Here is a 14142-nt window from a genome sequence, read left to right on the forward strand (position 1 = left end):
TCCTCAGCCGGGCGCGGAACGGTTACGCCGCTCCGTGCCCGGCCGCGCGGGAGGCCCGGTCGGTGAGGCGGAGCATGCGGGCGCGGGCGGATTCCAGGGGGCGGGGGTCCTCGGCGGCGGGGCCCGGTTCGGCGGCGAGGTCGGCCCAGAGGTCTATCAGGTCGCGGCCCAGCCGCAGGCCCTCCTCCGGGTCCCGTACCGCGCGCCAAGCGGTCGAGGCGCTCTGCACATTGCCGTAGGCCGCGTCGGCGTCCCGCGCAGTGCGGCGCAGCCGGGCGAGGTCCAGGGAGAGCCGGCAGGCGCGGACCGGTTCGCCCGCGAGGTAGGCGATGTAGGCGGCCAGTTCGCGCAGGTGCAGCACCTCAGTGTGGTCGGCGCCGAGGACGGCGGTCGCCTTGTCGACGGTGCGCTCGACGAGTCCCGCCGCGTCCTCGATCCGGCCGGCCCGCACGGCCTCGTTGATCCGCGTCACCGGCTCGGTGAGCAGCTCGGCCCCCTCCACCGTCTCGGTCACCGGCCCCTCCCCGAGCACCTCTTCGGCCACCGCGTCGAAGCCGCGGGGCGGGGTGGGGGTGGCGGTGGTCGCCGCGACGGCCTCGACGGGCCAACCGGCGGTCACGGCAGCTTCCGGCGCGGGCGCGACAGCTTTCGGCGCGGGCGCGGGGGTGAGCGACGCGGGCGCGTCGGAGGGGGGTGCGGCGGGGGAGGGCGCCGGGGGCGCGGGGGTGTTTACGACGGGCGCGGGCGCGTCGTTCGCGAGGGGCGCGGAAGCTTCGTCAGCAGGGGCGGGCGCAGCGGAAGCGGAAGCGGGAGCATTTTCAGCGGGCGTGGGCGCGGGCGCGGGGGCGTCCACGCCCGGCGCGGCGACGAGCGCAGGCGCGTCCCCGACGAGCGCGGAAGCCTTCTCAGCGGGCGCGGGCGCGAGGGCGTGCACCGGAGGCGCGGGAGCCTCCACGACCGACGCGGGCGCGTCCACGACCGGCGCGGAAGCCTCTGCCCCCCGCACGCCCCCGGCCGCTCCCGGCACCGCCGCCTCCACGACAGGCGCCTGCGCCTCCTCAGCGGACGCCGCTGTCTCCACACCCGGCGCCCCCGCCCCCGCCCCCATGACTGGTGCCGGGCCGAACTCGCCCCGTGGGGTGCGGAGGAATTCCGGGGCCTCCGGCTGGGCCACTCGTACCGCCTTGCCCGTGACCCGGCTGGAGCCGTCCGCCGACACCTCCAGCGGGACGACGCAGCCGGCGCGGTCGTCCTGGATGGTGGCCCGGACGGGGGTGCCGAGGCTGATGGCGAGGCGCTGGAGGTGGTTGAGGACGGCCTGCTGGATCTCCTCGCCCGGTGCCGGCACGACCGCCGCTCCGCCCACGGACGCGCCGCCCGCGCCGTACACCCGGACCGGCACCGCGGCCGGGTGCGCCACGGGTCCCGGCACCCGCTTCTTCTCGAAGCTCAGTCGAGCCATCGGTCCTTCCCTCACTCCCCCGCGCCGCGCACCGGCCGCACGCGTCCTGCGAACCAGTGTCTCCGTTCCATACCCGCCTCCGCGTCACCACGAGGTCACAGCCTCGTCCCAACGGCCCGCCCGGTCCGCCCCGCCCGGCCGGGAACCGTCACGGCCACCGCGGATGTGCTGTTCGACGACGCTACCCGGAGGGAGGGACGGCACCATGAACGGCACCGCGACCAGCGCTCAGGAGATCGTCACGGCCGTGTGCGCCGGCGCGTCGACGGCCGTCGGGGCGGTCACTGCCGCGCTGGCGCACATCGAGCGCGCTGACCCGGTGCTGTGTGCCTTCGCGGAGGTGTGGGAGGAGGCGGCGCTGCGCGGGGCGCGGGCGGTGGACGAGCGGATCGCGGCGGGGGAACGGCCGCCGCTGGCCGGGGTGCCGATCGGGGTGAAGGGACGGCACGGGCTGCGCGGGGCGGCGCCGCTGATCGCCGCCGGGTGCGTCCCGGTGGGGGCCACCGCCGTGCCGGGACCGGGAACCCCCTGGCAGACATGGGGGCTTGGGCGGTACGGCCGTACGGTCAACCCCTGGCGGTACGACCGTACGCCCGGCGGTTCCTCGGCGGGTTCCGCCGTCGCCGTGGCCGCCGGGCTGGTGCCGCTGGCGACCGGCACGGACGGGGCGGGGTCGGTGCGGATCCCGGCGGCGTGGTGCGGGGTGGTCGGGCTGAAGGTGACCAACGGCCTGCTCCCCTCCACCGACCGCACGGGGCTCGCGGCGCCCGGCGTCCTGGCCCGGTGCGCGTCGGATGTGGCGGCGTACTGGCGGGTGATGACGGGACGCGCCCCCGAGCCGGGGACGGGCCGCCCGCCCACCGCCGTCTGGTCGCCCGACCTCGGCTTCGCCGACCCGGACCCCGAGCCCGTCGCGCTCGCCCACGCCGCGGCCCTGCGGCTCGCCGAGGTGGGAGCCGTACGACTCCTGCCGGCAGGGCCGCCGGTCCGTCTCACGGATCCGGGCCCCGCGTGGCTCGCCCTCCGCGGCGGCCGCGATGCCGGCGAGGCGGAGGGCGTCCGTGGGGTGAACAACCGGCGGCTCGCCGCACTCTTCGCCCGGGCCGATGTGCTGCTCACCCCCACGACACCCCATCCCGCACACGGTCACGACGGCCCCGGAGCCCGCTATTCGACCGCGCTGACCTGGGCGTTCAATCTCAGCGGGCACCCGGCGCTCAGCCTGCCCGCGGGAATCGGTTCCGACAAGGTCCCCGTGGGACTGCAACTCGTCACCGCACACGGCCGGGAAGAAACGCTGCTGTCAGTCGCCTGCCGGGCCGGCAGCTCACTTGATGGACTCACGTGCCGGCAGAAGTAAGCATGTGACACGGCAGGAAATGATCCAGACACTGTCGGTACAGGCCCAGGAAAGGAATATGACGACCCATCAGTCACAGGCGAGCGTCATCTACGAGCAGTTGTACTCGGCTGCGGCTCGCATGTTGTGGTCGCAGGAAAGCCCGGTCTGGCGCCGGAAGGTGCAGGACCCGGAGTTCGGCTGGCCGCCGGAGCGGTGCGCCGCGTGGCAGGAGCTGGAGAACTGTCTGCTGGCAGGGGAAACGGCGGAGCCACGCGGGGGAGAACTCTCCGATCCTGCACGGCACCTGATCACGCGCCGCGCGCCGAACGATCAGGACCGCCCTCTCGGCTTCCAGAAGGCCCGCCAGGACTGGGCGGCCCGGCTCAACGACGACCCCGGATATCTGGATGACGGCCAACTCCGGCCCGGTGCCTGCCTCATGACCACCGGCAACCGGCATTTGGAGACCATCTTCGCGCTCAAGGAACTGGCCCGCCGGCTGGCACCCGGACGCCCGGCGGTGACCATCGGCCCCGAGGCCTCACGACTGAGCGCACTCATCCGCGAAGCCGCCGCCGCCTTGCGTGTTCCGCTGGGAGCGGCCGCGACCGGCCCTCACACTCCGGGGGCCGAACCGTGGATCGCTTCCGACTCCCGGCCGGTGAGCGATGTGCCGGATCTGCCCGGCCGGCTGGAGGAACTGCGGGCAGCGGCATGGCGGGCGGCCGAAGCGGTTCCGACTCGCGAGGAGCTGAAGGCGAACGCCGACTTCACCGTGATGCCTCAAGCCTCCGTCGCCGCCGCCGACGTTCTCGCCCTCCTCCAAGGCCGTCCGGCACCGGCCTGGCGCGAGCACCTCGACGGGATCGACCCGGCTCACCACATGGCCTGGGGGGAGACCAAAGCCGATGGGCAACGGCTGCCGAAAACCTTCGATCAGGAGGCAGACGTATGGGCTCGAGCCTTCGCCAGGGGGCCCGAGCCGTGGGCGGTCACCGAGCGCAGGGACCCACCCGAGCGTCACCTGGGGACGAAAGAGGTGGTCCTCTCGGCGACCCGTGCAGTCGTCTTCGCCGAGTCGCTCGAGGAACTGGCGGCCCGCCTCCGCCCCGGGATGCACACGGGCCTCATCCACTACAGCGCCTATGACCTGAGCTACTTCATCAGCCAGTTCCAGCGTGAACTCGGCGCTCACGTGGGGCTGTGAGGGACGACGCGTGCCGGAAGTACGACGCCAGAGAATACGCCGGACCGTGGGTGTCCCCGACGGGAAGGCCCCTGAACGCGCCGGTGCCGTCCGCCGGTGGCGGGGCGGACGGCATCGGCCGGGCTCGGGGGCCGGCGGTGGCGAAGGTGCGGTTACTTCGCCGCGTCCGCCGCCTTCACCAGCGCGTCCTTGGTGACCGCGCCGGCGTAGACCTTGCCGTCGTCGGTCATCAGGACGTTGACCAGGCGGGTGGAGAACACCGTGCCCTTGCCGAACTTCCCGGAGACCTTGTCGCCCAGCGAGCCGAGGAAGCCGCCGAGGTCGCCGCCCTTGGCACCGGTGGGCAGGCCGCCCTTGGCACCGGTGTCGAAGGTGGCGATGGACGTCCAGCCCTTGCCGATCACCTTGCCGCCGGACGCGCCCCCCTTCCCTTCGAGGCCCTCGGCGCCGTCCATGCCTTCCAGGCCCTTGCCGGGGCCCGTCTTCCCGGCGCCCTTGCCCGCGCCGTCCGTCCGCTCCGTGACCTTCGCGCCCTTCGGCGGCGTGAAGGCGAACGTGGCGGCGGGCCGGGCGAAGGAGACCTGGGTGAAGCCCGCGTCGAGCACGGCGGCGCCGCCGCTCCTGGGGGTCAGGGTGAACTTCAGCGGCATGCCGGTCTTCGCGTCCACGGCGATGTTGATCGCGCCGACCGTGGTGCCGGACTGGCGGGGCTTGATCTGGAGCTTGTAGGCGTCGCGCCCGGCGACCCGCGCGGTGCCGTCGACGGTCACCGAAGTGGTGTCGTCCACCGCCTTCAGCGCCTGGTCGGCGAAGTCCTTGGGCGTGGCCGGGGGCTCGGTCCGGTCCTTGCCGGCGGCGGGCGCGGTGCCGTGGGAGACCTGGTCGCTCTTGCTGTCGTAGCCCCAGACGTCCTTGCCGTCGTGGATGACGCTGTACTCGGCGCCCTGCTCGACGAGCGAGAGCTTCTGCCGGTCCGGGCCGTCGGCCGCGACGCGCAGGGTGTGGGTGCCGGAGAGCAGTTCGGTCAGCCGGGCGCTCGGGTCGGCGGCGGAGCCGGACCCGGCGCCGGAGCCCTGGGCCAGGCCGGAGGCGAGGCCGCTCTCCAGGCCGCCCAGGTCGGGCAGGCCCAGGTCGGTGCTGATCTTCACGGTGCCGGACAGCTGCTGCACGTCCGACTTGGCGATCTTGTTGATGAGCTGCTGCGCGGTGATCCGGGGCAGGTCCGGGTCGCCGGAGTCGGCGAGCGCCGGGACCAGTCCGATGGTGGCTGCGGCGACGCCGACCACCGCGACCGGGACGGCGTACCGCGCGGCCCTGCGGCGGCCCGAGCGCGTCTCCTCGTCCCGCGCGGCGCTCACTGCGTCGTCGGATTCGTACGGTGCCATGTGTGCCTTACCTCCGTCGTCGGCGGCGGCTGCCCTCACGCTGGTCCACCCGAGCCGCCATTCTCACCCGGATCGGTGAGGAGTGGTGATGTCCGTGGTGTCCATACGACCAAATCCGCGCTGCGGAATCGTCAGCCCTCGGGGCCAACTCGGCGTACGACTGCGGTATGACACGTAGGGGGCACCCCTAGGGGCTCGAACGCGGTCCCCCAGGGCAGGATGCGGCAGGCGTCCGGGGTACGGCCACCCGGCGGACGCCGAACGGGTGGCCGGCCGACGCATACCGGACGGTCGGTTACTCGCCGGCCGACGGACTGCCGGACGGGCCGGAGCGGGCGGTCAGCCCGCCCGGTGCACCACCGCGTCGCACAGCTCCGTCAGCGCCACCTTGGCGTCGCACTCCCGCAGCGGGGCGAGCGCGGCGCGCGCCTCCTCCGCGTACCGCACGGTGTCCCGGCGGGCCTGCTCCAGGGCCGGGTGGGCGCGCAGCGCGGCCAGCGCCTCGGCGTGCCGGGCGTCGTCGCTGAGGTCGGAGTCCAGCAGCTCGCACAGGGCGAGGTCCTCGGGCAGGCCGAGCCGGGCGGCCCGCTCGCGCAGCCGCAGCACGGGCAGGGTCGGGATGCCCTCGCGCAGGTCGGTGCCGGGGGTCTTGCCGGACTCGTGGGAGTCGGAGGCGATGTCCAGGACGTCGTCGGCGAGCTGGAAGGCCACGCCGAGCCGCTCGCCGTACTGGGTGAGCACGTCCACGACCGTCTCGTCGGCGCCGGACATCATCGCGCCGAACCGGCAGGCCACCGCGACCAGCGAGCCGGTCTTGCCGCCGAGGACGTCGAGGTAGTGCTCGACCGGGTCGCGGCCGTCGGCGGGTCCGGCGGTCTCCAGGATCTGGCCGGTGACCAGCCGTTCGAACGCGAGGGCCTGGACCCGGACCGCCTCGGGGCCGAGGTCGGCGAGGATCTGGGAGGCACGGGCGAAGAGGAAGTCGCCGGTGAGGACCGCGACGGAGTTGCCCCAGCGGGTGTTGGCGCTGTCCACGCCCCGGCGCACGGCCGCCTCGTCCATGACGTCGTCGTGGTAGAGCGTGGCCAGGTGGGTCAGCTCCACGACCACGGCGGACGGCACCACGCCGGGCGCGTAGGGGTCGCCGAACTGCGCCGCGAGCATCACGAGCAGCGGCCGGAAGCGCTTCCCGCCGGCCCGTACGAGGTGCTGCGCGGCCCCCGTGATGAAGGGGACCTCGCTCTTGGTGGCCTCTAGCAGGCCTTCCTCGACAGCCGCCAATCCGGCCTGGACATCGGCTTCGAGAGCCTGGTCCCGCACGCTCAGCCCGAACGGCCCGACGACGGTCACGAGGGGTCTCCTGTCTGCTGGTGTCTGCTGGCGATTACGCGGTTTGTCGATAGGTCGCTGCCATCACTCAAGTCAGCGTATCCGGTCCGGTTTCGATCACCGAGAGCGCCCACCCTGCGCCCACCCGTCCAGTCCGGGACGTATCGGGTCATGACTGGCATACCCCCGGTCGAATCATCAGAACGGACATTTATCGATTTAACAGGTAATCGGGAACTTCTTCGCGATCCCCGAGAGGGGTGGAGCGCCGACTCCACCCCACCGGGGGACGAATCCCCCATGCCCGATTTTCCACAGTTTGCCATTTCGTGAATTGGGTCACCCGACCGCGTTCCCGCGGGCGGCCCGCCGACACCTCCGCACGCCTTGCCCCGCACGCGAGTTGAGCGTTGGCATTCGCAAAGGATCAAGTACCCCATAGGCTGCTGATCAAGGTCAAATGCCTCGATATAACAATTCCGCGCTTGTTCCCGGCATGCGCTCTCGCATACCTTCCCGAGCCATCGGGCGGACGCCGAATCCTGCCGCCGCCCGTACACCCATCGACGAACTCATTCGTACGGCAGGAGCGGGGGACCCAGGTAAGTCGCCGGACCGGACGACTCACATGGCGCAGCGCGTGACACAGCGCGCCGCACCGCGTGTTCGCACGGGACGGCTTGGGGTCAAGCCACGCCTCTCACCAGGCACGGCCGGGCACCTCCCCGCCCGAACCCGACAGCTCACCTCGCAGGCGTAGGAGAGGAACGTCCCCATGTCTGCTGCCGTTCAGCCGCGCCGCACCCGCGCCAACCGTCTCGTCCGCCTGATCGCCGTCGCCGGCACCGGCGCGGCCGTGCTCGCCATGCCCCTGGTGGGCGCCGCCACCGCGTCCGCCACCACCGGCACGACGTCGGCCGCCACCACGCCCGCCGGGTACCCGAACAACCTCGACGGCTGGATCCGCGAGTCCCTCGCGATCATGGCCCAGAAGGGCATTCCGGGCTCCTACAACGGCATCTACCGCAATGTCATGCGCGAGTCCTCGGGCAACCCGAGCGCCATCAACCTGTGGGACTCCAACGCGGCCAAGGGCATACCGTCCAAGGGTCTGCTCCAGGTGATCGACCCGACCTTCAACGCGTACCACGTGGCCGGAACGTCGTTCAACATCTACGACCCGGTCGCCAACATCACCGCCGCCTGCAACTACGCGGCCGCGCGCTACGGCTCGATCGACAACGTCAACGGCGCCTACTGAGGCGTCTGCGGCGCCATACCACCGCTGTTCCCGGTCACCCGGCCGGGAACAGCCTTTCGAGGACGACGGCGATGCCGTCGTCCTCGTTCGACGCCGTGACCTCGTCGGCGACCGCCTTCAGCTCGGGGTGGGCGTTCGCCATCGCGACGCCGTGCGCCGCCCAGTGGAACATCGGGATGTCGTTGGGCATGTCGCCGAAGGCCACGGCGCGTTCCGCGGGGACCCCGAGCCGCTCGGCGGCCAGCGCGAGCCCGGTGGCCTTGGTCACCCCGCACGGCTGGAGCTCCACGGTGCCGGGCCCCGACATGGTGACCGTGGCCAGCGAGTCCACGACCGAGCGGGCCACCGCCGCCAACTCGTCGTCGGACAGGGTGGCGTGGCGCAGCAGGACCTTGCTGATCGGCGCCCGCCACAGGTCGTCGCGCCGGGCCACCCGGACCGCGGGCAGGGTCGGGTGGGGCATCCGGTATCCGGGTTCGATCAGGGTGAGCCCGTCGGTGCCGTCCTGGTCAACCGCGGCGAACACCGGGCCCGTCTCGGCCTCGATCTTTCCGAGCGCGGTCTCGGCCAGCTCCCGGTCCAGCCGGACCGACCACAGCATGCGGCCGGACGCGGCGTCGTACAGCTGCGCGCCCTGCCCGCACACCGCGAGCCCGGTGGCGCCGAGGGCGGTCAGCAGGGGGCGCACTCTGGGGGCCGGGCGGCCGGTGACCACCAGGTGCCGGGCCCCGGCCCGCGCCGCCCGCGCGAGCACGGCCAGCGAGCGCTCGGAGACGGTGTCGTCGCCGCGCAGCAGCGTCCCGTCCAGGTCGGTGGCGATCAGTGCGTACGCGGGGGAGGCAACCATGATCAGAGAATACGGACCGATCCCCTCCACCGAGCCCCGCGTCATCCCCCGACTCCCGTGTCATTCCCCGGACTTGCGCCTTCGATGACTTCAAGTGGGGTCGAGGAGAGGTCTCATGGGGGTGGGGGCGGCCGCCGCCCCCACTCTCCGCAACCGCCCTCCGACACTCACCCGTGTTCCCGCGCCACATGCCCCGCCAGTCTCGGGGAGGCGAATTCCGTGCCGCACACGAAGCGCATCACCGGGCCGTAGGAGGAGGCGGCCGGGAGGCCGGTGAAGTAGAGGCCGGGGACCGAGGAGACGTAGCCGGTGCCGAGGCGCGGGGCGCCGCGGCTCGTCGCGAGGCGGGTGCGCAGGGTGGGGCCGAGGAAGTCCATCGCGGAGACGTCCACCCGGTAGCCAGTCGCCGCGATGACATGGTCGGCGGTCAGGTGATCCACACGGCCGCCGTGCGTGCGCACCGTCAGCACCGGCCGCCCGTCCTCCGCCGCCGCGCCCAGCACCCGTTCGACGTCGTCCACCTGCACCGCGCCCTCGAACCGTTCCCGCAGCCACCACGCGCCGAGCGGCCCGAGCACCCGGCGCACCAGGAAGTGCCGGGTGGCCTCGGGCAGGAAGCGGTAGGGGTGCGGGCAGTAGCTGAACGCCCACAGCGACCAGGCCCGCCCGAACGGCGACTCGGGACGCAGCCTCGGCTGCTCCCAGGGCGGCGCCCCGAAGGCGACCCGCCCGCGCCCCCGCGCCACCACCCGCACCCGCGCCCCGGCCTCCGCCGCCAGCACGGCCGTCTCCAGCGCGGACTGCCCGGCGCCGACCACGATCAACTCCTTGCCTCGAAAGCGCCCGAGGTCGTGGTGCTGGGAGCTGTGCGAAACAGGGCCCTCCGGCCCGGCACCGGCCGCCCTCCGCAGCTCCGCCGGGAGATGAGCCAGCCCGGACAGCCCGGTGGCCACGACCACCGCCCGCGCGGCGAACGTCTCCCCCGAGTCCAGCTTGAGTTCGAACCCCCCGCCCGCCTCCCGCCCGGTCGGCTCGACGGAGACCACCCGCACCCGTTCGAGATCCGGCAGGAGCCGCCGCTGGAACCACTCGCCGTACCCGACAAAGGTCTCGACCGGGATGACGTCCTCGTCAGCGGCGAGCCGGCGGATCCCGGCCGCATCGCAGTAGTCGGCGAGGGTGTGGCCGGGCTGCGGGCAGTCCAGGCTGGAGGCGGCGGGGGTCGATTTCAGGAGCATGCCCGCGGGCATATGGGCGCGCCAGCTGACCATGGGGTCGCCGAAGACCCGTACGGGCAGGCCGCGTGCCCGCAGGTGGGCGGCGGTGGACAGGCCGAACGGCCCCGCCCCGATGACTGCAACCGGTCGGATCACGAAGTCCCTCCCCAGGACGCGTTCCTTCGTGGCCACCGCCACTTCGGTGGCCTACTCCGTGGTGTCGCCGCGGCGGTGGGCCCGCCACAGCTGACGCAGATGCCGCGCGCCCGGACGCGCGAACCGGGCGAGCATCGTGAGGAACGGCAGCGGATCGTCCCCCGCGAACCACGCCAGCTCCGTCCCGCTCGCCCGCGCCGGCGCGTGCGGGGTCGTATAGCCGCCGCGGCGGTAGGCGAGCAGGGCCGGCAGGTCGATGTTCTCCACCACATAGCGCCGCCCGGCCCGCTGCTCCCCCTCGGGCACGGGCCGCCCGGTCAGGTCGAGGTGCAGCGCCCGTACGACGTCCACGCCCGACACGCTCTCGAACAGCCGGAACTGCGCGCCCATCCGCGGATTGAAGTCCAGCAGCTTGTACCGCCCGTCGCGCCGGTCGAAGCGCACGTCCAGGTCGGCCACCCCGCTGAACCCGATCCGCCGCACGAACCGCGCCGCCAGGCCCGCGAGTTCCGGGTTGTCGACCACGTACGCGTGCGCGGTCATGCCCGCGTGCGGCGGCCAGGAACGCACCTTCACCCCGGTGAACAGCGCGAGCGGGTTCGCGTGCCGGTCGAAGCAGGCGTGCACGATCCAGTCCTCGGCCTGCTCGCGCGGCAGGTACTCCTGGAGGATCACCCCCGGATCCGGCCCCCACTCGCGGGCCAGGGCGAGCAGGCCCGCGCGGGTGGCGATCCGTGTGGTGCCGCCCACCGCGGGCCGGCTGCGCCGCAGGAACGCCTCCCGGTTCTTCGCCACCACCGGGAAGCTCGCGGTGTCGGCGAAGGCCACGACCTCCTCGTACGACCGCGGGAAGGCCGCCGCCGGGGAGGCGAACCCGTGCCCGTGCTCCGCGCACAGTTCGTGCAGCCCCTGCTTGCTGGCCACCCGGCGGGGCAGCGCGGGGTCCACCCGCGGGCAGAGAAAGGATCCGGCCAGCGCGTCGCGGTGCTCGGCGATCAGGACGGCCGCCTCCTCGTCGGTCGGGATCAGCACGGCGGGCCGGCCGATCCGGCGGCCGATGCGCAGCAGCCCCTCGACCAGGCGACCGGGGTCCTCCGCGCCGGTCGTCGGCCAGACGAACGCCCGGCGCAGATAGCGGGAGGCGGCCGCCGGTGTGTACGGGTCCTCGGTGATCGCGTACATGGGCACGCCGAGCCGGCCCAGGCTGCGGATCGCGCCCACTCCGCCGTGGTGCAGCGGGTAGGCGCCGAACTTGACGATCAGTCCCGGCACCCCGCGGTCGACCTGCACGGGCACACCGGCGGTGTCTTCGGCCACGGGTCCCCCCACGTGTCCCCCGGGGGAACGGATCCACCCCGCCCGTCTCCCCCGGAGGACGCTAAGCCGGAACTACCGCATCCGACAAGGGTCTTTCGGACATTGCGAACTCTTGAGGCACTACGGGGGCAACCCCCCAGCCACTGCCCAAGACCGGTGTCCCGGCCGTAACGTGTGGCTCGATCACGTGCAACGCATCGCCATGCATGGCCTGGATGAGAGCGAGGCAGTACCCCGATGCCCCCCTTCGACGTCCCCGAGGGCGACCCCTTCGGCCCGCACAACCTTCCCTATGGCGTGTTCTCGCCCTCCGGCAGCCGGGAGCGCAGGGTCGGCGTCCGGCTCGGGGACCAGGTCCTCGACGCGGGCGCCGCGGCCGCGGCCCTCGGCTCGCCGCACCACGCGCTGCTCGCCCGCCCCACCCTCAACCCGCTGCTGGCGGCCGGGCGCGCAGCCTGGAGCGAGGTGCGCGCCGCGCTCACCTCCTGGGTCACCGACCCCGCGTACCGCGAGACGCTCGCGCCGCTGTTCCACCCGCTGTCCGAGGTGACCCTGCACCTGCCCTTCGAGGTCGCGGACTACGTCGACTTCTACGCCTCCGAGCACCACGCCCGCAACGTCGGCAAGGTCTTCCGCCCGGACGCCGAGGACTCCCTCACCCCCAACTGGAAGCACCTGCCGATCGGGTACCACGGCCGCTCCGGCACCGTGGTGGTCTCGGGCACGGATGTCGTACGGCCCTCCGGGCAGCGCAAGGGCCCCGCCGACCCGGCGCCCGTGTTCGGGCCCTCGATCCGGCTGGACATCGAGGCCGAGGTCGGCTTCGTCGTCGGCGTGCCCAGCGAGCAGGGGACCCCGGTCGCGCTCGGCGACTACCGCGCGCACGTCTTCGGGCTGTGCCTGCTCAACGACTGGTCCGCGCGTGACATCCAGGCCTGGGAGTACGTACCCCTCGGACCGTTCCTCGGCAAGTCCTTCTCGACCTCCGTGTCGGCCTGGATCACCCCGCTGGACGCCCTGGAGCACGCGCGGGTGGCCCCGCCCGAGCGCACCCACCCGCTGCTGCCCTACCTGGACGACGCCGCTCCCGGCATCGAGCCCGGCGGCTACGACCTGCGCATCTCGGTCGTCCTCAACGGCGAGGTGATCTCCGAGCCGCCCTTCTCCGCCATGTACTGGACCGCCGCCCAGCAGCTCGCCCAGATGACCGTCAACGGCGCCAGCCTGCGCACCGGCGACCTGTACGGCTCCGGCACCGTGAGCGGGCCCGAGCAGTACCAGCGCGGCTCCCTGCTGGAGCTGACCTGGAACGGCCGCGACCCCCTCGAACTCCCCGGCGGCAAGCGCGCCTTCCTGGAGGACGGCGACGTGGTGACCCTGACCGCGTGGGCGCCCGGCCCGGACGGGACCCGCGTGGGCCTCGGCGAAGTGACCGGCCGGATCGTGCCCTCGGCCTGATCCGGCGGGCGCCGCGCGGCGGGCCGGGAACAGACGGTTCGGCCCGGACACCTGACTCGCGGCGCCCCTCTTCGTCATACTGGCGGCAGCACGCACCACCCACGGCGGCCGCCCCAGCGCGCCGCCCCCTTGCGCACCGCCCCTCCGCGAACCCCTCTCCGATCAGGAACCGGAGCCCCGGCATGACCGTCTGCCTGCTCCTGCTCAGCGTCGTCGCCCTGACCGCGGCCGGCCCGGCACCGCGCGCGCTGACCCGCGCCGACTGGCCCGAACGGGAACCCGTGGTCGCCCTCTGGGTGTGGCAGTGCCTGGTCGCCACCGTCCTGCTGTGCTGTCTGGCCGCGCTGACGCTGGGCACCGCGGCGGTCTTCCACACCGTGCGCGACCATGTGTTCGCCCCCGCGCCGCCTGCCGTCACCGCCGCCTACGACCTCTCCGCCGCACCGGTGTGGGCCGCCGCCCTCACCGTCCTGCTGGCCTGCGGCGCCGCCTGGACCACCGCGATGCTGGGCCGGGAACTGGTCGAGGCCCGCCGCAGCCGCGGCCAGGCCCGCGCCCAGCTGCGCGAACGCGCCCCCGATCTGCCCGCCGGACTGCCGATGGCGCGGGGCCCGATGCTGGTGCTGGAGGACGAGTACCCGGACGCCTGGTGGATGCCGGGGCACCCCCCGCAACTGGTGGTCACCACCGGTGCGCTGCACCGGCTGACCGGCCACCAGCTGGACGCCGTCCTCACCCATGAGCGGGGCCACGCGCGCGCCCACCACGACTGGCTGCTGCACCTGTCGGCCGCGCTCGCCACCGGCTTCCCGCGGGTGCCGCTGTTCGCCCACTTCCGCGACCAGACGCACCGCCTGGTGGAGCTGGCCGCCGACGACGCCGCCTCCCGCCGCTGCGGCCATCTGACCACCGCCCTCGCGCTGATCGAGCTGAACCAGCACCGGGGCGTCCTGTCCTGCGCCTCCAGCCGCCGCCTGCTGGGCGAGCGGGTGGACCGCCTGCTGGAACCGCCCCCGCGTCTGCTGCGCCGCCAGCGCGCCCTGACCACGACGGTCGCCGCGCTGGTGCCGCTCCTCCCGCTGCTGATCACCTTCGCACCGGGGCTGCGGGCGCTGTCCTGAACCGGCGGGACGCCGGGCCGACGGCGGCCCGCCGGAGCGA

The 14142-nt window shown here is 73.5% G+C and carries 11 protein-coding genes and 1 riboswitch; of the genes, 5 read left to right on the plus strand and 6 right to left on the minus strand.

Going from position 1 to position 14142, the window contains the following annotated elements; translation table 11 throughout:
• Positions 1-22: 22 nt before the first annotated feature.
• Positions 23-1462: a tetratricopeptide repeat protein gene (locus tag ACE4Q9_RS14040; RefSeq protein WP_397984572.1), complete on the minus strand. Its 1440-nt coding sequence runs from the start codon at positions 1460-1462 to the stop codon at positions 23-25.
• Between the two features lie 205 nt (positions 1463-1667).
• Between ACE4Q9_RS14040 and ACE4Q9_RS14045 the strand changes: the two genes are divergently transcribed.
• The gene (locus ACE4Q9_RS14045) at positions 1668-2822 is read left to right on the plus strand and encodes an amidase (protein WP_397984573.1); all 1155 of its coding nucleotides are present in this window, start codon (positions 1668-1670) and stop codon (positions 2820-2822) included.
• Positions 2823-2841: 19 nt separating this feature from the next.
• The gene (locus ACE4Q9_RS14050; RefSeq protein WP_397984574.1) at positions 2842-4011 is read left to right on the plus strand and encodes a hypothetical protein; all 1170 of its coding nucleotides are present in this window, start codon (positions 2842-2844) and stop codon (positions 4009-4011) included.
• Between the two features lie 152 nt (positions 4012-4163).
• Here the strand turns inward: ACE4Q9_RS14050 and ACE4Q9_RS14055 are convergent, their stop codons facing one another.
• Both ACE4Q9_RS14055 and ACE4Q9_RS14060 read right to left on the minus strand, forming a co-directional pair.
• Entirely contained in the window at positions 4164-5396 is a 1233-nt protein-coding gene (locus tag ACE4Q9_RS14055) for an outer membrane lipoprotein carrier protein LolA (protein WP_397984575.1), read from the minus strand.
• Between the two features lie 339 nt (positions 5397-5735).
• On the minus strand, positions 5736-6746 hold the full coding sequence (locus tag ACE4Q9_RS14060; RefSeq protein WP_397984576.1) for a polyprenyl synthetase family protein: 1011 nt from the start codon (positions 6744-6746) through the stop codon (positions 5736-5738).
• 533 nt (positions 6747-7279) lie between these two features.
• A riboswitch (cyclic di-AMP (ydaO/yuaA leader) is annotated at positions 7280-7497 on the plus strand.
• 3 nt (positions 7498-7500) lie between these two features.
• Between ACE4Q9_RS14060 and ACE4Q9_RS14065 the strand changes: the two genes are divergently transcribed.
• Positions 7501-7986: a transglycosylase SLT domain-containing protein gene (locus ACE4Q9_RS14065; protein ID WP_397984577.1), complete on the plus strand. Its 486-nt coding sequence runs from the start codon at positions 7501-7503 to the stop codon at positions 7984-7986.
• Positions 7987-8020: 34 nt separating this feature from the next.
• Here ACE4Q9_RS14065 and ACE4Q9_RS14070 read toward each other — a convergent pair whose 3' ends face one another.
• The 3 genes from ACE4Q9_RS14070 to ACE4Q9_RS14080 form a co-directional block, all read right to left on the minus strand.
• Entirely contained in the window at positions 8021-8833 is an 813-nt protein-coding gene (locus ACE4Q9_RS14070) for an HAD family hydrolase (RefSeq protein WP_397984578.1), read from the minus strand.
• A gap of 167 nt (positions 8834-9000) precedes the next feature.
• Positions 9001-10206 carry an NAD(P)-binding domain-containing protein gene (locus ACE4Q9_RS14075; protein ID WP_397984579.1) on the minus strand — a complete coding sequence of 402 codons (1206 nt, stop codon included), beginning with the start codon at positions 10204-10206 and terminating at the stop codon, positions 9001-9003.
• A gap of 51 nt (positions 10207-10257) precedes the next feature.
• A complete protein-coding gene (locus ACE4Q9_RS14080) occupies positions 10258-11523 on the minus strand; it encodes an ATP-grasp domain-containing protein (protein ID WP_397984580.1) in 1266 nt (421 codons plus the stop codon).
• A 237-nt stretch (positions 11524-11760) separates the two neighbouring features.
• Here ACE4Q9_RS14080 and fahA point away from each other — a divergent pair, with 237 nt between their 5' ends.
• Both fahA and ACE4Q9_RS14090 read left to right on the plus strand, forming a co-directional pair.
• Entirely contained in the window at positions 11761-12981 is a 1221-nt protein-coding gene (fahA, locus tag ACE4Q9_RS14085) for a fumarylacetoacetase (protein ID WP_397984581.1), read from the plus strand.
• A 182-nt stretch (positions 12982-13163) separates the two neighbouring features.
• Positions 13164-14102, plus strand: coding sequence for a M56 family metallopeptidase (locus ACE4Q9_RS14090; RefSeq protein ID WP_397984582.1), 939 nt, complete (start codon positions 13164-13166; stop codon positions 14100-14102).
• The last annotated feature ends 40 nt before the right edge of the window (positions 14103-14142 follow it).

The organism is Streptomyces sp. AM6-12, assembly GCF_044327085.1.
Lineage (GTDB): Bacteria > Actinomycetota > Actinomycetes > Streptomycetales > Streptomycetaceae > Streptomyces.